The following is a 19,531-nucleotide window of genomic DNA, read 5'->3' on the forward strand; positions in this document are numbered from 1 at the left end:
GCTCAGAACTCGCAGCTCATACCGTCAGTGGCGTCAACCAGGCGGATATCGGCAAGGCCCATGGTCAATGCGTCATCACTGGTCAGGCTCAGCGCCAGGGACACGGTTGCGAGGTCGGCGCCCGCCTCGGCAAAACAGCTCAACGGCAAGACCGCTTCGCGCCAGCCCTTGCCCTCGGCGATCGTCAAACCCTGGGTGATATCCACCGCTCCCGCGCAACCATCACCACATCCAACCGTGGCCGTCACCTGTCCGGCGGGCGCCGCGGAGACGTCATAGGTGAACTGGATCGCCAGCGTGTCACCACTCCAGTCCAGCGGGCCGGCCAGCGGCGTGACTTCGAGCGAGGCCTCGTCCGTCCAGCTAAAGCGACGTGTATCTTCCTGGGCGAAGCGGTCTTCAGCCTGGGCCACAAGCGCGCCCGAGGCCACGGCACTGGAGGGACCAGACACGTCGACACGGTCTGACACGGCGTCCACAAGGCTCAGCGCAAACCCGCTGCCCGCACGTCCGGCATTGATCAGGGAGAGGCCCTCACCGGCATCAGCCGTCACAGCCGCGCTTTCGTCCAGCTCACCCAGTGTCTCGCCGGGCTGGGCATAGGAGAGCCCGTAATCATAGGCGAAGAGCGGGTCATAACCCTCATCTCCCACATTCAGCGGTGTCTGATGCGGCGTGGCCGGCCAGGAGAAGGGCAGAACACCTTTGAAATCATGACGCATTTCGCCTTGATCATCCCCGATCAGGACATCGGCGACACCTCCGCCCTCAGACCCCGGCAGCCAGGCGGCCACAAACGCATCCGACGCATTGATCTCCGGATTCATCCACATCGGACGCCCGGAGAGGAAGACAGCCACCGTGGGGATGCCATCGGCCTGCAGGGCCTGGAGGGCCTGAAGTCCGCTTTCATCGTCAAAATCAAGATGAGCACGATCACCCTGGAATTCCGCATAGGGTTCTTCACCAAACACCACAATGGCGGCATCAGGCCGGGCCGTATATTCGGCTGTCATGGCGTGTTCGACCGTGCCGCCGAATTCCGCAACGGCCTCGACAATACCGCCCAGGATCGACTGACCATTGGGGAAGTCGGAATTCTCATTGCCCTCGCCCTGCCAGTTAATGGTCCAGCCGCCCGATGCCACGCCGATATTGTCGGCATGCACACCCACGACCAGCAGATCGGAGGATCCCGCCAGGGGGAGAAGCTGATTGTCGTTTTTCAAAAGCACCAGGCTTTCGCGAACGGCCTGGCGGGCAATGGCCCGGTGGGCGTCCGATCCCAGGTGCTCGTAGAGACCGGATCCCTCTCGTCCCGACGGGCGCACATCATCGAGCAGGCCCATGCGCAGCTTTACCCGCAGGATACGGCCGACCGCCTCGTCCAGGCGTTCATGACTGACCGTGCCGTTTTCGACATCGCGCAACAGGCTGGCATGCAGGCCCCGCCAGCTATCCGACGCCATGAACATGTCGACACCGGCATTGAGAGCCGCGGCACAATCGGTCGGTGTACAACCCTCAATCTGGCCGTGGCCATTCCAGTCGCCAACGACAAAACCGTGAAACCCCATGCGGTCCACGAGCACATCGTCCAGCAGCCCGCTATGACCGTGCAGTTTCTCGCCATGCCAGGAGTTGAAACTGGCCATCACGGACAAGGCGCCCGCTTCGATGGCGGGGGGATATCCTGCGCCGTGGATATACGCCAGATCATGCTCGCTTTCGCGATTATCCCCCTGGTCGATGCCGCGATGCGTCCCCCCGTCTCCGATGAAATGCTTGGCGGTTGCCAGGACATGTTCACCGACGAGGAAATCCTCATCCCCGATCGCGCCCTGCAGGCCCTCGATCATTTCGCTCGCATAGGCCGCGACAATATCGGGGTTTTCCGAGTAACTCTCATACGTCCGGCCCCAGCGATCATCCCGGACCACAGCCAGGGTCGGCGCAAAGGTCCAGTCCTGCCCGGTCACACGCACTTCCCGCGCCGTTGCCTCACCGATCTGGCGGATGAGGTCGGGATTACGGGCCGCTCCCAGACCAATATTGTGCGGGAAGATCGTCGCGCCCACGATGTTATTGTGGCCATGCACTGCATCCGTGCCCCACAAGGCCGGAACGCCCAGTCCGCCGTCTGCCGTATTGGTTGAGGCGGCCCAGATGTCGTCTGCCAGGGCGAGCCATTCCGGAGCGGCCGCATAATTATTGGCGCCCGGGGCTGAATTACCGCCATTGAGGACAGAGCCGAGATTATAGGTGCCGACTTCTTCCGGCGTGATCGAATTGATGTCCGCCTGGATCACCTGCCCGACCTTTTCTTCAACACTCATCCGCGACAGCAGGTCCTGGACCCGGGCCTCGATGGCCGCATCTTCCTCAAATGGGGTTTCACCAGCCGGCCAGACGTCAGGATTGATGGCCGGTGGCACAGCCGGCGCGGCGTCTACAGCCTCTGCCGCACCTGCCGGGGCAACTGTATCTGACGCCTCCGGTTGGCATGCCGCCAACAAGCCGGCCGTCACAAGGGCTGAAAAGAGAAGCGCGCTTTTACTCGTCCGTGTCATTGTCTGTTCCTTCACAGCGTCCATCCGCCAGTATTTCCGTCTCGCAGGCATAAACCCGCACCCAATCCACACGCATCTCGCGGGGAAAACCCCAATCCGACACGCCGCCCAGGTTTTCACGCTCGGGCCAGGCCCCGCCGATGGCGAGGTTCAAAATCAAGTAAAACGGCTGATCGAAGGGCGCCGCCTGTGAGCCGCCCTCAGTGGCCGTATACCAGTCCTCCGGCGTTTGCCGGGCATAGGCCTCACCATCCACAAACCAGGTCATCCCGGTCTCGCTCCAGGTGATGGCATAGGTATGGAAATTCAAAAAGGCGTCCGGTACCGCGACAGACGTACCGCTGTGGGCATTGTCTGGCCAGGCATCGCCGTAATGCAGGGTGCCATGGATTTTATCCTCGCGGCCACTGAGACACACCTCACACGGCACACCCAGATTGACTGCTTCCATGATGTCGATCTCGCCCGATGCCGCCCAGCCGCCATAGGCCTCGTCCTCGGGAAGCATCCAGATCGCCGGCCAGCTGCCCTGCCCGCCCGGCACCCGGGCCCGCACCTCGATCCGGCCATAGGTCCAGGCTGCCAAGCCGCGCGTGCTCAGCCGGGCGGAGGAATAATCCCGTGTCGTCCGGCGACGATGATCCAGTGCGTTGCGACGCTGGGTGATCGGCAGGGCCGGACCGGAGACCCGTTCCCTGATCGCGCGGATCACCAGCTGCCCGTTCTGGATAAAGGCATTCGCGGGGTCATCCGTGTAACACTGGCGCTCGTCATTCCCGCCGCCCCAGCAGTCAATATCATGGCCCCAGCGCGCCGGGTCGATCGTGTCGCCGCTGAATTCGTCCGACCAAACCAGGGTCCAGTTATCCGGGACTGGTACGGGTTTGGTGTCCGCCACGGCCAGCGATGCGGTCGCAAGGAGGAACGGGTACACGCTCACGAGACCAGCGCCTCCTCGGCACCGCAATACTGGCGCACATAATCTGCATGGCCGGGCAGGCCCGCCACGGTCTTGGTGACCGCCCCCTCGATCTGTTCCAGGAAACCTCGCAACTCGTCAGGACGCATCTTTGAGACAATGGGATGCCAGCTCCGGGGCACCAGACCCTGTCCGAGCATCACCTGTATCCAGGAGTTTTCGGCGAACAACTCCTCGGCATTGCGGAAAATACGGCCGCTTTCGCGGAAGAGTTCGATCCGGTGCACCAGAGTGTCAGGCAGGTCCATGCGGGCACAATGGCGCCAGAACGCCGTGTCCTCGCGCTCGGTCACCGTGTAGTGGAGAACGAGGAAATCGCGAATGTGTTCGAAATCCCAGATCGATTGCTGGTTGAACACATGGCGATCCGCTTCGCGGATCTCGCCGGCCGGGAAGGTGCGCATCAGACGCAATATGGCGCGCTGGATGAGGTGAATACTGGTCGATTCCAAGGGCTCCATAAAACCGCCCGACAGCCCCACCGCCACACAATTCTTGACCCACTGGGCCCGGCGCATGCCCGTGCGGAAGCGCAGATGATTGGGTTCGGTCAACACCTCGCCCTCCACGCTCGACAACAGGAGCGCGCGCGCATCCTCGTCGCTGAGATGCTGTGAGCAATAAACGATGCCATTGCCCATGCGATGCTGCAGCGGGATGCGCCATTGCCAGCCGGCCCCGTGCGCGATGGATCGGGTATAAGGCACGGGCTCGCGATGAGACCGGGTCTGCACCGCAATGGCTCGATCGCACGGCAGGAGATGCGTCCAGTCATCATAACCGGTGTGCAGGGTCTGACCGATCAACAATGCCCGAAACCCGGTGCAATCAAGGAAGAGATCGCCCTCGATCCGCTGCCCGTCTTCCAGCACAAGCGCGGCAATATCGCCGCTCTCGCCGTCCTGCTCGACCTCGCCAATACGCCCCTCGATCCGACGACACCCGGCCTCTTCGGAAAGCTTGCGCAGAAAGGCAGCGTAACGTCCCGAATCCAGGTGATAGGCATAATTCAGCGCGTCCTTGGGCAGGTGCGCGAACCTGTTTTCCATCGCCGCCGTCAGTTCGAGGCAGTAATCGCCATAGTCCGACGCCACGCCGTCCTCACGGCCGCGCATCCAGAAGTGCTGGAACCCGCTGGTCCAGTGGTCCCGACCCGTTTCGCCGAAGGAGTGGAAATACGCATCCTCCCCCGTCCGCCAGCCTTCAAAATTAATGCCCAGCTTGAAGGTCGCCATGGTGGCGCGCATGAATTCGGCCTCATCGACATTGATCAGCCGATTGAAGGTGCGCAGTGGCGGGATCGTCGCCTCTCCCACGCCCACCGTGCCAATCTGTTCCGACTCGACCAGCACAAGATCAATGACAGGCCCCATGGTGCGGGACAGGGCCGCAGCGGCCATCCAGCCCGCCGTCCCACCTCCGGCAATCACGACACGTGTCGGCGTGTGGTTTTGAAATGGGGTCCCGGTCATTGGCTCAGCACCCGCAACAGATGGGCGCGGACACGACGTGCCATGTCCGCTGTCATCGGACCCAGAACCCCCTCCCCCCCGGGAGGAATATGAGCCGTGACATCATCGCCCGCATTGAACACGTAGTGGTCGAACATCTCCCTCCAATGCGCCCGGTCGGCGGCCGACAGGTCCCGGATCGACATCATCGCCAGATGCAACGCCTCCTGGGGCTGGCCGAGATAGCGCGGCGTATCGCGCCACCAGAAATTGACCAGAATATTGAAGCCGTCCAGCGCCTCGACCTGGTGCCACCACTGGCTGGGAATGAAGATCGCATCCCCCGGTTCCAGCTCGGCGGTCTGGGCCGCGTCGAGCGCACGGGTATAGTTCGGGAAGCGCTCGGGATCGGGATTGTGGAAATCGACCAAGCTCACCGGACGACCCGCCGGCGTATTGTCGACCGGACCGAGGTAGAGATTGGCGAACTGGTCGGGCGGAAACAGCGTGAAACGCCGGCGCCCCGCGGCCACCACGGCCATGTTGTCAGGAAAATCATTATGCGCCGAGACCCGCGTCCGTGTGCCGATCCAGATGCTTCTGAGCATGTCCGGGGCCGTCAGCCCGTCGATCACATGCGTGTCCGCCAGGCCGGTAAAATGCGTCTCCAGGTCGATAGAGCCCATATAGACGATCGGCTGATGATCCTCATGCTCGCAATCGGCAAGGGTGTTGAGGATATCGCCCAGACGTCGACGTTCCGTACGGATATTCATCGACATATCGTCATTATAGGTGATCCAGCCGCCCGCCTCGCGAGGGCCCTCTGTCACGACAAAAGAGCGTTCGACGTGATGGTCCAGCAAGACCTGGCGGGCCGCCGAGGAGGATGTTCGACTCGCCTGCACGAGGGGCCAGTGAGACGCCAGACCGCGCACAATGAAAGGCGTGGCAGCGTCCATCTCGGCACGTAGATGATCAATGGGGCCTGGCGGCGCGGTGCGGACAGGCGCGAGGGGCGTCTCCATCTCGAACCGTCCTTCAAACATGACCCAGACGGGCATTGCGCCGGGCAATCAGATCCTTGAAATGGGCCAGCGAGGCGATCACCATGAAGATCGGCATCAAATGTCCGCGCTCGTGCAACAAGGCCACATCCGGCGCCGGCAGTGCGGCCAGTCGCTCCTCGTGGATCGTATGGAAGCCGGCCAGCTTGTGCTGGCTGCCATCGTTGAGCTGGATATCCATCGAAAAGGCTTCCAGCAGTTCAAAATCGGTCAGGGACTGCATGAAGGCGTCGGTCTTGGGAAAGCCCGCATGTACGCGTCCCAGCTTGTGGGTGACAACGTCCAGAAAGTCAGTCGGCTGTCCGTTTTCGCCGAACAATCGCACGCCATTGGCGTCTCCCACACGCGGGCTCGCCATGTCGATGTGGACGCTTGGCCCGCTCTCGGCACTGGCACCACGGCCAATCAGAAACGGACGGATATCCATGCCCAACGGGATATAAGCTGCATCCCAGCCACGGTCAGTCAGAAACAGGTTCTCACCCTGTTCAAACCCCATCAGGGCCAGCGCATTGAAACGGCCAGAGCTGGGATCCTTCTGGAAAACGATAGGATAATGCGCCTGCACATCACGGAACTCGTCCGGAAAGGTCACACACACCATTTCACCATCGCCCAGTTCCGCGCGCCGTGACGTGGCGACCCGCAATTCCCGATGATCCTGGCTAGATAAGGCGGTGTGTTGTGACATGTCTCTTCCCCGTATTGTTGGCTGATTATTCTTGCCGGCAAGCGGGAAGTATCACGCGAAACCGGTCGCCCCGCCAGCCTTTGCGGAGCGGGTTGGCGGGGGTGGATCAGGACCCCCGCCGCACCTTGAAGCCCAGGGGCTTCGGGGACTAGTAGGTGTAACGTGCCCCGAACATGTACCGGGCTCCGCCATCGAAGGCGAAGAAGGCCGTGTTCGGATGCCGGCGATGTCCGCGGAAATTCTCGTTGGTGAGATTGATACCCTCAACGAAGACGGTCAGACCGTCGCGGAATTCATAGCTGGCATTCGCATCGATCTGGCCATAGGCCTCACGATAGAACGGGTTGGGGCCATTGCCGGCGAGATATTCATCGCGCCAGTTATAGGCAATTCGGGCCTGCAATCCGTCCTTGTCGTAGAAACCGATCAGATTGGCACTGTCGCTCAGCCCGGTCAGGGTGAACTGGGTCACGGTCCACGGCTGGGTATTGTCGAACTCCACGTCGCCATCAACGATCGTGTAGTTGGCGATCATGCCGAAGCCGCTCTCCCCGAAGGTGTGCTGCAACGCGATTTCCCAGCCCTTGAGCTCGGCCGTCTCTTCGCTGTTGACCGGCACATTCACACGGAAGTTCACAAACGGATCCTGACCGTCCACACCGAAGATCTGACCAGTGGTGAAGCCCAGGCTATTGGTCCCCGTCGCGTTAAAGGTGCTGGGGTCCGCATTGTCGAAGATCCACTGACGGATATCAGACGTGGTCGCCCCTGCGCCCAGTGCGGCGACAGCCGCATCAACCCGTGCACCCAGCCCCGGGTGAGGCAGGCTGAAGGCCGCGACATCCACAAGGTCGGAACTGATGAAGTTCTCGACGTTCTTGTGGAAATAGCCGATCGAGAAATAGCTGTCCTCGCCGTAATACCACTCGGCCGAGAAATCCCAGTTCTCCGACTCGAACGGCAGCAGGCCCGGATCGCCCTGGCTACCCGTACCGCCACCGATACGGAACAGCTGATCCACGGTCTGGCCACCCTGCATCAGATTATAGGCCGGACGGGTGATGGACTGGCTGTAGGACGCCCGCAAGACGACATCCTCGCGCACCTCGATATCGAAATCGACAGCAGGCAGCCAGTAATCATACTCGCCCTGCAGGGAGGTGAAGTCCTGGGAACCGTCGAAGATGAGACCGTATTCATTGTCGGCCACCCATTGGGTCCCGATCGGAATCGGCACCAGAGCCGCAGAGTCGATCTCGGTTTCCTCATAACGCACACCGGCGACCAGATTGGCCGGGCGGTCAAACAGGTCGAACCCGAAATCAGCCTGGAAATAGGCCGCCGTCGTGGTTTCCTCGATCCGGCGATCCGTCGTGTACGGAGCCAGACAATTGCCGGTGCCACCGCAGGGAGCGGAGATACCCTCGATGATCTGAACCATGCGCGGAATATCAAAGGCCAGCAGCGACTGGATCATGCGCGGATCATCGCTGCCCGACAGATCGGAGAAGGCCGACGGCAAGTCCCGCTCATAGAAGATATCATCCGGGATATCCGCGGCGGTTCCATTGCCGCCCCACAAATCCTGCTGGATGAAGCCGAATGCGGACCGGACCTGGTTTTCCAGACGTTCGACACCAAAATCGAGGCTGTCGACAAAACCGATATCCGGCTGATAGCTGGCCATGAACCGGGTCTGCTGGATTTCCGAGCTCTGGAAGGCATTGCGGAACGCGTTACCGGTCGCGAAACGCTGGGCCGGGTCCTCGACATCCACACCCGCAGGTTCTGTATAATACAGGACCGGCAGATCATTGGAGAAATCAATACCCTGGGTCTGCAGGCCGAAGACAGCCGTGCCCAGCGAGATGCTGGTGCCCAGATTATTGTTCGGGCGGCTTTCCGCGCTGGAGTCATGATAATCCAGCGTGAAGGTCAGATTGTCCCGGGCGGCCCATTCGAGGTTGAAGCCCAGGCTTTCATTTTCTGACAGATTCTCTGTCAGCGCGCCGGAGTAAGACAGATCGCTCGGCCCCGCCCCGAAATCTTCCTCATAGAAGATCGGACCCGCAACCGGACCATCCGTCCAGGCGCTGGATGTATTGCCATGGTTGAACCAGATGCCGACTGAATTGGTCCGCACTTCCGACACGCTCTGGGAATAGGTGTAGTCCAGCGTGCCTGTCAGGCTTTCGATCGGGCGGAATTGCAGGGTCAGCTGCCCATTGATCCGTTCGCGTGTAATGTCGGAGAGATCATAGGATCCGTTCTGCGGTACAGCATAGACATCATTGGGGCCGGGACGATTGGTGATATTCGCCGCCCCGGGTGTTCCCGGCTGAGCTAGCGAACCCCAGTTATTCTCTGAACCCAGATACCCGTCACGCCAGCCGATATTGGCCTGGGCGATCGACGATTGCCGTTCCTGGTAAGAGCCGGACAGGGCGACACCAAAGCGGTCATCCGCAAACGTGTCGCTGTATAGCATGGAGACTTCTGGCGTGACCGTCTCGTCTTCCAGCTGGGTTGTGTCATAGACCCCCTTAAAACCGGCTGTGAAATGCAGGCCCGGCGCCTCCAGCGGGCGTGTCGTGGAGATATTGAGCACCGAACCGATACCGCCGGTGGGCAGGGTCACATTGGTGGTCTTGTAGACTTGGACACCGGAAATGCCTTCCGAGGCCAGATTACCGAAGTCAAACGACCGTGACGACGGCGGGCTGGCGCCATCGCCCAGAGACGAGGTGGGCATCTGGCGACCGTTCAACGTCACCAGGTTGAACTCGGGACCAAAACCGCGAACGGTGACTGTCGCCCCTTCGCCATTATTGCGCTCGATGGACACACCAGTGATCCGCTGCAGCGATTCAGCCAAGTTGGTGTCCGGGAATTTCCCGATGTCTTCAGCGGAAATCGCGTCGACCACACCCTGGGCCTCGCGTTTGATATTCATGGATGCCTGAAGACTCTGGCGGATGCCGCGCACGATGATGACATCGCCATTGGCCTCTTCATCACCGTCCTGGGCCAGCGCCCCTGCCCCTGTCGCGCAGGACAGCGCCAGGACGGACGCGCCCAGCTTCAAGAAATCTGGTGTTCGATAGGACTTCATTGTCTCTCCCCTCTGGAACCGACCTGTCTGCCGCAAGTCGTGTCCCACTAGGAAGACATTATATGTCCCCTACCGTCAATTCATTTTGTCCCGCAGCCCGATAAAGGGACGCCTTATTGTCCCGTGCATGTCCCGTTTGTGTGACTATTCTGCCGCATCTGCGTGTAAAACCGGTTTTGTCGAGTCACGAACAATCAAGTTATGGGGAATCACCGTGATGCCCGACGCCTCACTGTCCCCTTCAGTGGACAAAACCTGGTCCAGCGCGACCCGGGCCATGACATCATAGGGCTGCGCAATCGTCGTCAGTTCGGGCCAGACCGTCTGTGAGATCTGGGAATCATCAAAGCCGGCCACCGAGACATCACCCGGGACAGACAGCCCCAAACTCTTGGCCAACAGGATCACAGCCGCCGCCATTTCATCATTGGAGGCAAAGATGGCGGTTGGGCGGTCACGTCGATCGAGTAGTTTTCGTGCCTGCTGCATCGCCGTCTTGAACGAGAAATCCGCTGTGACGGTCAGGCTTTCATCCGGCAGGGCCAGCCCACGCATGGCATAGGCCTCTTCGAAACCCTGGCGGCGCAACAGGGTCGCGACGTGACCCGATCGCCCGGCGACAAAACCAATCCGGCGATGTCCCAGGTCCAGCAAATGTTGGGTCATCTCCATCGCTGCGTGGCGATCATCCATCGCCAAAGACTGCATGCCCGAGACCGGACGGGACGGGGAAATCAAGGCCGAGCGAATTCCGCGGGCCTTCACAAGGGCCTGAATTTCATAGGAATCACACAATGGCGGCACAAGGATCAAACGGGTGACACCGGAGCGATCGAGAAACCCCTCCACCTGGCGCGCCCATTCCGCACTTGTCTCGTCAAAGGCTTCGACAACCAGGTAGCGCGACCGTTCCTGACAGGCATTCAACAGGGCCTGGTACAGGCTGACCTGATAGCCCGCATCCGGATCGCCAAACAACACCCCGATACCCGGATTGCCATGGGTGGGAATAACGTCCGGACTATCGGCGGATTGGGCATAACCCAGCTCCGCCATTGCGGTTTCGATACGCTTTCGCATCCGGTCAGAGATATTGGGATGTCCATGAATCATCCGGGACACGGTCTTGCGGGACACACCGGCCCGCGCCGCGATATCATTAATGCGTCCCATACTGATCTCCTTACCCGAGTGTCTTGTCCGACTGTCTGTCCCGGTTTTCATGGCCCGAATGACAAGATCCGGCCGGGCGACAGTCGAACCACCTTGTCCCATCTAGGACAATTTCCGGTTCGGATGCAATACGTGCTTGTGTGAAGAATTATATAGAATGTTAGCGAAAACATCCCGTTTCGCCCGTGGGACAAGGCGTTTCCGCAGGACAATTGGGGCGATCACTTTTGATGACGGACCGGATCGCCCCGAACGTGCTCAGGGCTCAAGACGCGCCTCTGGCCCCACGCCCTCGCGCGTGTCCAGCTCTGTTCCATTATGCACGAGACGGGTCATCCACGGCAGCGGGTTTCGCAAGGCATGGTGCGCCATACACGCGCCCTCCGCCTCGGCCAGCAGGGCCTGAACGCGCTCTGGCGGTTCGGGGCTGTCAATGATCACATGGCTCTCAATCCCCTCACACGCCCCTTCGGTCGTATGGCCCAGATCGCGCATGGTCGACAGATTGGTCATAAAACGCATGCGCTGCTCGATCTTCATCGATGTGATCTCGATCTTGCGGGCCGTGAGGATGTCCGTGAGATGGGTCAGCAGACAAAACGCGATCCCGGCCGAGAAGAAGGCCAGCGGCGGCGGCGCCGTATCATCGCCCACCGGTTTTTGCTCGTCACAATAGAGCTTGGCCGGGCTGAAGCCGGGGATGTTCACCTGCACCACACCGCTCTTTTTCTGACGGTCATGCGCTTCGGCCACCACATTCACCTCAAAATGCAGCGGTTCGGGCGGGCGCCCCTTTTTAAACGGGCTTTGTTCAAACTGGGTGATGTCCGGCACGTCTGTGCCCCGCTCTCCCACCTGGAAACTCTCCTGATCCGACATGGCCGTCTCCCTCTGGCTGACCCCTACCGGATTACCATGACGCTGATGGTGCTTCCCGCCGTTTTCGGCTCATATCACCCCAGAATCGGTGTATATCACCACCATTGGCCTCATTTCAGGAGATATGCGCCATGACGCTGGATGCCCAGGACCGCCGCTTGCTGAATCTGCTCCAGACCGAGGGGCGGCTGTCCATGGTCGAGCTGGCACGCCGCGCCAATCTTTCCGAAACAACCTGTCTGAGGCGTGTGCGCAGTCTGGAAGCGGCGGGCATCCTCACTGGCTATCGCGCCGAGATCGATCCGGTCGCCGCCGGGTTTCACGTCACGGCCTTTATTCAGGTCAGCCTCGACCAGCGCGTGGAAGCCGCCAGTGATGTCTTCAAACAGGCCGTCGAACGCGAAGACTGGGTGCTGGAATGTTATTCCGTGGCCGGAACCTATGACCACCTGCTCAAGGTCATCGCCCCGGACAATCAGGCCCTGGCGCAGTTTGTCCTCAAACGCCTGGCCACCTATGAGAGCGTGCGCGATTTCCAGACCGTCTTCGTGTTGGACACGGTGAAATGCCAGCGCGTGGTGCCGTCGATCTGAAACAGACGAGCTGAGGGGTTCACGGCTCGAGACGGATAGGTCTGGGAAAGACAAAACCCCGCCAGGCGAGCCTGACGGGGTGGTGTTGGGTGCTCCAGCGAATAGCCGACTGAAACGTCTTGCCTTAGCGCGCTAGTGTGCGGCGCGAACAATCAGGCACGGGCTTTGGCCATCCAGCCCGAGAAAATCGGGACGCAACCCTTTTGCATCGAGGATAGCCAGCGTGCGTTCGGGCTGGTCGGTCTGGATGATATCTACCTCGGCAGCCAACAATCGATCCAATGCAGTTTGACTGCCTTGCGCCAAAAACTCGTCGACCCGTCCAAGTGCGTTCAACCAATTGCTGGAATTTCTCTGGTCCAATGCGCGCGCAAGATCCGCATTGGCGTAGCTGTCGCGCAGATGAATAACTTCAATCTCGAACCGGTCGGAATAGTCCTGCGCCGCCGCAAGCGTGCGCGCGAGCGGCATGATCTGCACCCCAGGCTGTAACTGCCTCAACTGCGCCAACACCTCTAAATCACCGTGATAAAAGAGCACTTGATCGAGGTGGGAATGCCTCTCAACACTCGCCAGGACAGGAGCAAGCTCACTGACCTTGAGATCAATATCGACGATGACACGGTCGGCTGCGCGACCCAGGGCTTGGTCCAGTGTCGGAATAGTCATGTCTGACACCTGGCCATCGGGCATCAACAACCGCAATCTCTGAAGATCGTCAAACATCCATTCATCGAGACGCCCTTGGCCGGTGGTTGTCCGGTCCAGTGTGCTGTCATGCATGAGAACCGGGACACCATCAGCTGTCAGGCGAACATCAAGTTCCACAATGTCAACACCCAACTCCACAGCCCGGTCAATCGACGCCAGGGAGTTTTCTGGCACAGTCAGATGGGCTCCCCGGTGCGCGGCGACCAAGACCCGTCGTGTTTCGTGATCAGTCATGGATTGAGCGACAAGGTCAGCACGGCAGACAATTCTATCGGCAGCTGCGTTGCCCTCGGCATGCGTTACACCCGCAATGGCCATTGCGGCGATAGAACCTGTCAGACTCAGGATTGCAATTGTTTTCATTGTTTAATCCTAGCATTGGCGGCGGGGCATGCCCCGCCGCACGGTATTTTGCAAATCGGGCTCTCCTAGTAACGGAAAGACCCACCCACGAAGAAGGCACGACCGGCGTCTGACTCCCAACGCGTGAATTCCTGATCCACGCCAAACATCTCGTATGAGCGTTGGTCTGTCAGGTTCCAGGCATTCAAGTAGACGCTGAACTGCTCGTTGACGTCGTAGCGCAGCTGGGCATCGATCTGGGTACGGTCGTCATCGTACTGATCGCGATAGGTATCTCTGATATTGCTCGTATAGAGATTATTCAGCTTCAGACCGGTGTGGTTGACAGCCAATCGGCCTTCAAAGCCGCCACGCTGATAGTATACGACCGCATTCGCAGTGAAGTCAGCCTGGAGGTAGAAGGTCTCTGGAGCACGCGAATTGCCGTCTTCCAGCTGAACGGTCCAGTCGGGATTGATAATGGTTGCATTGACGTTGAACCCAAGACCCGGGATCAATTCGTCGAGCTCGTGGGTCAGTCCGAATTCCGCGCCCCAAAGGCTCGCCGCCTCCCCATTGACATATTGGCGGACGCGAGCCGGCGTTGGCTCTTCCGTACCATCACCATCTTGATCATAGAGCAATTCCAGATCCTCGGTCGTACGGTAGATTTGATTGTCGATATTTTTGTAGAAGACCGCCGCAGAGAACAGGCTCGACCCTTCGTTGAAATAGTATTCCAAACCGAGATCGAAGTTATCAGCCTCGCGCGGGCGCAGCTCCGGATTACCCCGGGTGATGGAGAGCTCTGAACCGTTAAAATCGAAGGATTCGCCCCGAGCCGCCTGCCATGACATCCGCGGACGTGAGATCGACTGGCTGAACGCAGCACGAAGGACCAGATCATCCGAGTAATCATAGCGGATATTGGCCGACCCTAGCAGGTGGTTGTAGCTATTCTCGTTACTTGTCGGCACGTAGTCGCCAGCGACATCATTATCACTGAAGCCGGACGACCTATAATCCGTCGCCTCATAACGCAATCCGAAATTGCCGCTCAAACGCTCGCCTTGCCACAGTGCCATTCCGTAAAGTGCACTGACTTGTTCCGTCGCATCGTAATCGCGCAAGGCATCATCGTCCTCGTTTTCGCGAAGATCAGTATCGGAGGAGTCCAGGTAAGCAGCGACCAACTCGTCGATTGATGCACTGTCCATAGTAATGAACATATCGTTTGTGCACGCTGGCATTGTTTCCGGGCAGCCATTGGACCAGTTGATATCGGCCAAGGTCAGGTCGTCACCGAACCGATACTCTGTACGCTCATAGTCGTAATTCTTATCTTTCTCACGATACTGGAACCCCGTACGGAAGCCCCAGCCGGCGTCGTCGTCCTGATCATTCCAGCCCAGATCAGCGAAGATATTGATCCGCTGTTCTTCCATGCGGTCGTCGTTCAACTCACGCTTTTGGTAATCGAACAGGCCGGCGTCGAATGCGTCAGCCGTTGTCGGGTTCCAGCTGGCGATCCTGGAGCTTGTGTCGAAAGAAAAGTCAGCCGATTTCTGGATAAAGCGATCCCAAGTCTGCGGCTGTTCGTACGTCGCCTCGGAGAGATTGATCGACGGGCGGAAAGTGAAGTTCTCGCCCAATTCGTACTCGCCGCGAAGGTTCAGCCCCCATGTCACACGCTCAAAATCAAACCGTCCGAGTTGGGTCGACCATTCTGTGTTGTTCAACGTACCAGTCGTTGGAGCATCATAGGTAATCCGAGCATTGCGCTCACGATTCCACATCTTGGTTTCCATCCGCGCTTCGGCGTCGGAGGCGATATTATAGTAACCGCGAAGCCAGGTGCGCGACCCGTCTTCAGGACGCCATTCCAAGCGGAAACTGCCACCATAGCGCTGGCGGTCATTGTGGTAGTTCAATGCCTTCCACTCTTCGGGAATGAAGAATTCGCTATCGTAAGCATCCACCCGGTCGCTACGGGAACTGTATTCAGTGCCCGAACCCGGATGGAAGAGTATTTCGTCACCCTGCTCAATACGGCCTAGATACGAAGCACGACGATAATAGTTCGCGGATACGACAAGCCCCCACTGATCCGCATCACCGAAAAGGGTTGAATAGACGAGGTCCGCATTGCCCGAGGGGGCGGAACCGTTATAGCCGTCACTATGCTCATAAAAGCCTGCAGAGCCAGTCACCGCGAAAAATCCATCGTCGTAATCAAACGGGCTACGCGACACAAAATTGATTGCACCGCCAACCGAGTTGGCATCCATATCCGCCGTTAACGTCTTGACGACTTGGATAGAACTCGCCAGCGATGCAGGAAGAACGTCCATCTCGATTTGACGGGTATCGATTGACGTCGATGCCACGTCGACACCATCAACGGTGGTTGAGTTATAGTCTGGATCGAGACCACGAATGGTTACAAAACGGCCTTCGGCCTGATCGGACGTGAGTGTCACGCCTGGAATGCGGCTGAGCGCCTCGCCCGCATTAAAGTCGGGCAGGTTTCCGATATCGTCCTCGGCAACAACGTCCGTGATCGAATCGAGCTCGCGCTTCTGCGCGATGGCATCGCGCAATTGAAGACGCGTACCCCGCACCGTGATCACATCCGTTATTACCGTGGCCCCGTCTTCTGCAGGCGAAGAAGTCTGGGCGCCAGCAGTAGCCGTCGCCAAGGTAGAAAACGCTGCTGTCCCTAGCAAAACCGCTTTCAGGTTAAACTTGGTCATTGGTGAACCCCTATTAAAACCAACATCGCACATGGTCGATCAATGTGCGATGCCCATTAACACTCACCATGCGTAGGTTTTATGACGATTGAATCAATTTTTACTCTTGGCGAGTTATTTTCTTCGCGGTAAGTGCGTAGGAGATGAACACAGGGGAGATCTGGACCGCATGACAGCCTTTCGAGAAGCACTGATAAATCCACGGTTTTTGCCGGAAAAAAGTCGCGATCTTATCAGTGAGAGTGAACGATTGATGCTGGGCTTGATTTTCCAGTGCGGGACGCTCACACAGGCCGAATTGACTGCGGAACTACCACTATCCCAGCAATCCATTTCGCGCATGACAACAGCACTCGAGTCCCGTGGCATGCTGAAGCGCGGCGCCCGTCGCTCCAATGGGCGCCGAGGTCAACCCAGCGGTGAAGTCGGCCTTGACCCTGACTTCGCCTATTCTATCGGCCTGTCGCTTCGCGCCGACAGTTTGTCCGGAACGATTGTAGACTTTGCCGGAAATGCGAGGGCCAGTTCCAGCGTACAACCCGACCAAATGTCACGGGTTGCCGTGCTTGATTGCGCTCGAAGCCTTTTATCTGAATTGACAAAGACCGCTTCCGTTGATTCAGCAAAGATCTTTGGCGTAGGTCTGGCGACCACCGGCTTCAGGGTCAAACAAAACGCACAATTCAACCCGCCGCCCTCACTGGAAGACTTCGCGCTGATAGATCTAGAGGCGGTATTCGCCCAAGCTTTGAATCTGCCGGTCTGGGCGGAAAATGACGGCAAGGCGGCCACTTTGGCGGAAATTATGAACGGCGTCGGCCGAAACTGTTCCGACTTCGCCTATTTCTACATCGCCACGGGCGTCGGCGGCGGTTTCGCAATGGATGGCAAGCTCGTAACGGGCAAGCATGGAAATGCCGGTGAATTCGTCGGCATTCTGCCCATCGATGATTATGCCTTCCCAAACTTGGAACTGCTACGAAACATGCTCGTGGAAGACGGCCTTCACTTCGCCAACGTAAACGAAATGGTACAAAACTATGATGAGGAATGGCCAGCCATCGGGCGGTGGATCCAGACAGTCTCGCCCTCCTTGTCTCTTATGGCCTCAGCAACGGCCGCCATTCTGGACACGGAATTGATTGTCCTTGGCGGAATGATTCCCCGCGACCTGGCCCAACGCTTGATCCCCGAGATTGGCTTTTTCGACATCAACCGACGTGCGGTCCAACGCCCGAGAGCGCAAATCGTCTACAAGCAATGCCACGGCGATGCGACCTCGACCGGCGCAGCCCTGCTTCCCTTGTCACACAAATTCTTCACCTATTGCTAGCCGAATGGCCAGGCAACCGACGGAGGCCAATGGGCATGCAATCAAGGCGAATTGAGATCAACGCCACCTATGGTGCAGCCCATTATGGAAAGAGCCTCTTCTGGTATTCGACCGAATTCCTGTTCGGTTTCTATCTGGGAGAGGTTTATGGTCTGCCGGCACAGACCATTGGATCCCTCCTGGCAATCTTCCTGCTCTGGGATGCTCTTACCGACCCGATCGTCGGCCTGCTGGTTTTCCGCGGGCGTATCCGGACCAGGAACCTCACCCGGCTGCAACTCGTCGGCGCACTGCTCAGCGCCGTCACATTCATCGCAATTTTCTATCAGCCCCCGTTGGGGTCAACAGATTTATTCTATTACGCCTTGGCCTGCGGTCTGCTTTTTCGCACCAGCTACACGCTCTATGACGTTCCTCAGAACGCTTTGCTCGGACGCCTGGCGCAGGATGGGAAGCATCGTCTATCTTTAGCTGCCATAAGAGGGGCGTTAAGTGCTGTCGCGACCCTCACCATTTCTCTCTCATCCGCCATCATCCTTTCGCAAGCACACACAACCGGTATCGCGGGAGGCTTTACCCTTGCGGCCGCGGCGTTCTCCAGCATCGCCATCACGAGCGCACTTGTGCTCCATTGGCGATCAGACCGCCTAAGTGATGCGCCGGATCCCGTAAACAGGCCGACGGTCAGCTTGCGCATGCTGACACTGACAGATCGAAATCTTCTGCAGGTCACAGGCGCGGGCTTTCTTCTCGCAATCGGGTGGCCTCTTTTTGGAAAGATTATCCCCTTCTATGCGTCCTTGGTAATGGGGACGCCGGCACATGCGGGCACAATGATACTCGTCATCGGCCTCGCTGCTCTGATCTCCCAACCCGTTTGGACTGTGATTGGCCACCGCACCCACCGCTCGACGCTGCTGGCATACCAGCTCGCCACGACAATTCTGGGCGCATTGATGTTTGGCCTGGCTGCTGCAACCCAAATCATTGCATTTCCCGCCATCTTCCTCCTCTCGTCCGGTTGTAACGGACTGGGCATGCTGTGCTGGACGAGGCTGGCGGATGTACTTTATGCCCGCGCGCTCAACGATGTTCTTGCCTTCGGCTTGCTCACCTTCGCCTCCAAGATCGGCTTGAGCTTGAGTGGCCTGTTACTCGGAGGCGCGCTTTCTCTGGCTGGCTATCGCCCGGGCGACACCCTGACAGGTGACGGCCAATCCGTCCTGGTCCTGGCGATGGTCGCTGCCCCCATTCTCTCCTCTGTGGGAGCGTCAGCATTGCTGATACGACGACGTTCAGACCTGCCCCGTAGTTGTGACGAGCAATAAAGGACGAGGCGGAGCAGAGGTGGACATCCGCTCCGCGAACCGATTTCCTTGCTCCTCATCTCGCCTTTCGTGGCGGATCCGAGCTGGCGCGCCGTGCCGATCTTTCCGAAACAACCTGTCTGAGGCGTGTGCGCAGTCTGGAAGCGGCGGGCATCCTCACCGGCTATCGCGCCGAGATCGACCCGGTCGCCGCCGGTTTTCACGTCACGGCCTTTATCCAGGTCAGCCTAGACCAGCGCGTGGAAGCCGCCAGTGATGTCTTCAAACAAGCTGTCGAACGCGAAGACTGGGTGCTGGAATGTTATTCCGTGGCCGGAACATATGACCACCTGCTCAAGGTCATCGCCCCGGACAATCAGGCCCTGGCGCAGTTTGTTCTCAAACGCCTGGCCATCTATGAGAGCGTGCGCGATTTCCAGACCGTCTTCGTGCTGGACACGGTGAAATGCCAGCGCGTGGTGCCGTCGATCTGAGGGGGTCAAGGTTTGAGACAGACAGGGTCTAAGTCAGACAAAACCCCGCCAGGCGAGCCTGACGGGGTCTAACTTG

14 protein-coding genes are annotated in these 19,531 nt (G+C 58.9%); 4 read left to right on the forward strand and 10 right to left on the reverse strand.

What is annotated here, in order from left to right; translation table 11 throughout:
* Positions 1 to 2 precede the first annotated feature (2 nt).
* The 8 genes from RMQ97_RS13590 to RMQ97_RS13625 all read right to left on the reverse strand — a co-directional run bounded on the left by RMQ97_RS13590 (position 3) and on the right by RMQ97_RS13625 (position 11,922).
* Positions 3 to 2,594 (reverse strand): glycoside hydrolase family 3 N-terminal domain-containing protein, encoded by a 2,592-nt coding sequence (locus tag RMQ97_RS13590; RefSeq protein WP_413661437.1) that lies wholly within the window; start codon positions 2,592 to 2,594, stop codon positions 3 to 5.
* Complete coding sequence (locus RMQ97_RS13595) at positions 2,554 to 3,510, reverse strand: family 16 glycosylhydrolase (protein ID WP_413661438.1); 957 nt, start codon at positions 3,508 to 3,510, stop codon at positions 2,554 to 2,556. Before RMQ97_RS13595 ends, RMQ97_RS13590 begins: the two co-directional genes overlap by 41 nt.
* The gene (locus RMQ97_RS13600; protein ID WP_413661439.1) at positions 3,507 to 5,021 is read right to left on the reverse strand and encodes a tryptophan halogenase family protein; all 1,515 of its coding nucleotides are present in this window, start codon (positions 5,019 to 5,021) and stop codon (positions 3,507 to 3,509) included. The genes RMQ97_RS13595 and RMQ97_RS13600 overlap by 4 nt, the downstream gene beginning before the upstream one ends.
* Entirely contained in the window at positions 5,018 to 6,064 is a 1,047-nt protein-coding gene (locus tag RMQ97_RS13605) for a cupin-like domain-containing protein (RefSeq protein ID WP_413661440.1), read from the reverse strand. The genes RMQ97_RS13600 and RMQ97_RS13605 overlap by 4 nt, the downstream gene beginning before the upstream one ends.
* Entirely contained in the window at positions 6,042 to 6,758 is a 717-nt protein-coding gene (locus tag RMQ97_RS13610; RefSeq protein WP_413661441.1) for a SapC family protein, read from the reverse strand. Before RMQ97_RS13610 ends, RMQ97_RS13605 begins: the two co-directional genes overlap by 23 nt.
* Before the next feature lie 148 nt (positions 6,759 to 6,906).
* On the reverse strand, positions 6,907 to 9,870 hold the full coding sequence (locus tag RMQ97_RS13615) for a TonB-dependent receptor (protein ID WP_413661442.1): 2,964 nt from the start codon (positions 9,868 to 9,870) through the stop codon (positions 6,907 to 6,909).
* Between the two features lie 144 nt (positions 9,871 to 10,014).
* Positions 10,015 to 11,043: a LacI family DNA-binding transcriptional regulator gene (locus RMQ97_RS13620; RefSeq protein WP_413661443.1), complete on the reverse strand. Its 1,029-nt coding sequence runs from the start codon at positions 11,041 to 11,043 to the stop codon at positions 10,015 to 10,017.
* 258 nt (positions 11,044 to 11,301) lie between these two features.
* Positions 11,302 to 11,922: an OsmC-related (seleno)protein gene (locus RMQ97_RS13625; RefSeq protein WP_413661444.1), complete on the reverse strand. Its 621-nt coding sequence runs from the start codon at positions 11,920 to 11,922 to the stop codon at positions 11,302 to 11,304.
* Positions 11,923 to 12,053: 131 nt separating this feature from the next.
* On the opposite strand from RMQ97_RS13625, the gene RMQ97_RS13630 reads away from it, so the two are divergent.
* A complete protein-coding gene (locus RMQ97_RS13630) occupies positions 12,054 to 12,515 on the forward strand; it encodes an Lrp/AsnC family transcriptional regulator (protein ID WP_413661445.1) in 462 nt (153 codons plus the stop codon).
* Between the two features lie 132 nt (positions 12,516 to 12,647).
* Here the strand turns inward: RMQ97_RS13630 and RMQ97_RS13635 are convergent, their stop codons facing one another.
* Both RMQ97_RS13635 and RMQ97_RS13640 read right to left on the reverse strand, forming a co-directional pair.
* Positions 12,648 to 13,589, reverse strand: coding sequence for a glycerophosphodiester phosphodiesterase family protein (locus RMQ97_RS13635; protein WP_413661446.1), 942 nt, complete (start codon positions 13,587 to 13,589; stop codon positions 12,648 to 12,650).
* A gap of 65 nt (positions 13,590 to 13,654) precedes the next feature.
* Positions 13,655 to 16,321, reverse strand: a complete 2,667-nt coding sequence (locus RMQ97_RS13640) for a TonB-dependent receptor (protein WP_413661447.1) — start codon at positions 16,319 to 16,321, stop codon at positions 13,655 to 13,657.
* Positions 16,322 to 16,490: 169 nt separating this feature from the next.
* On the opposite strand from RMQ97_RS13640, the gene RMQ97_RS13645 reads away from it, so the two are divergent.
* From RMQ97_RS13645 to RMQ97_RS13655, 3 genes are all read left to right on the forward strand, one after another.
* Complete coding sequence (locus RMQ97_RS13645) at positions 16,491 to 17,654, forward strand: ROK family protein (protein WP_413661448.1); 1,164 nt, start codon at positions 16,491 to 16,493, stop codon at positions 17,652 to 17,654.
* A 35-nt stretch (positions 17,655 to 17,689) separates the two neighbouring features.
* A complete protein-coding gene (locus tag RMQ97_RS13650; protein WP_413661449.1) occupies positions 17,690 to 18,982 on the forward strand; it encodes an MFS transporter in 1,293 nt (430 codons plus the stop codon).
* Between the two features lie 83 nt (positions 18,983 to 19,065).
* Complete coding sequence (locus tag RMQ97_RS13655) at positions 19,066 to 19,455, forward strand: Lrp/AsnC family transcriptional regulator (protein ID WP_413661452.1); 390 nt, start codon at positions 19,066 to 19,068, stop codon at positions 19,453 to 19,455.
* Positions 19,456 to 19,531: the final 76 nt, after the last annotated feature.

The organism is Maricaulis sp. D1M11, from assembly GCF_047308265.1.
Lineage (GTDB): Bacteria > Pseudomonadota > Alphaproteobacteria > Caulobacterales > Maricaulaceae > Maricaulis.